At 34.2% G+C, this 937-nt stretch carries 1 protein-coding gene; it reads left to right on the forward strand.

What is annotated here, in order from left to right:
- The first annotated feature begins 125 nt into the window (after positions 1-125).
- Positions 126-647: an AAA family ATPase gene (locus tag V7183_RS08655; RefSeq protein WP_335359216.1), complete on the forward strand. Its 522-nt coding sequence runs from the start codon at positions 126-128 to the stop codon at positions 645-647.
- Positions 648-937: the final 290 nt, after the last annotated feature.

The raw sequence follows: 937 nt of genomic DNA on the forward strand, positions 1-937 counted from the left end.
AAAGTAAACTTTTGAATAGAAGTTTACTTTCATTTATTATTAGAACAATCAGCCCAACATATCATCAAACATTTTGAAATGTCACCTTTTCATGACATCTAAATATCACCAATAAGGAGGCACTCATGAAAACTATTTTAATAATTATTCGTGGAAACTCAGGCTCAGGAAAAAGCACGGTAGCACGACAACTACAGCTACTCTTAGAAGACACTCTATTGGTTCCACAAGATGTAGTTCGTAGAGATATGCTTCGTGTAAAAGATAATGTCGGGAACTTGTCTGTTGAACTTATCAAACAAATCGCACTGTACGGTATCGGTAAAATGAACTATGTAATTGTAGAAGGCATTCTAAGTACTCGTAAGTACAAAACTATGCTTACAGAACTAATTGATACATTTGAAGAAAGTCACGTCTATTACTATGACATTTCTCTCAAAGAAACAATAGCTCGACATAAAACCAAATCCAACAGAGATGATTTTGGCGAAGCTGAACTAACAGCTTGGTACACTAGTAAAGATTTTCTAGACTCACCAAACGAGAAAATTATTTCCGAAACTATGTCAGTAGACGAAACTGTCAAAATGATTATCTCTGATATTAGGACTGTTCCTAAAGCATCTGAAGGACATTTTCACTAATGAAACTCTATAACTAGACCAATTACGAAAACATCTTCTTACATAAAACAAAAAAGTCCTAAATTAATAGGACTTTTTTTTACTTTTGTTCTTGTTTTAAAATATTAATTATTTAATCATAACCACCCTTCCAAAGGGTGGTTTGCACAAAGGCTATAACCTATACTACCGGCCAGCGTTTAAAGGCGCTGGCTTTCATCTTCATTCAAGCCTCTATTGTCTTTGCCACTTTTGCCACCCCTGAAGTGCTCTCAATATTATGGTTGTACCTTTTTTTGAATATTAGTAAT

The organism is Bacillus sp. JJ1127 (genome assembly GCF_036965845.1).
In the GTDB taxonomy this organism is placed as follows: Bacteria; Bacillota; Bacilli; order Bacillales; family Bacillaceae_G; genus Bacillus_A.

Excerpts from the sequence above, each read along its gene's own strand:
- V7183_RS08655 (WP_335359216.1), top strand. The coding sequence starts at position 126 with ATGAAAACTATTTTAATAATTATTCGTGGAAACTCAGGCTCAGGAAAA.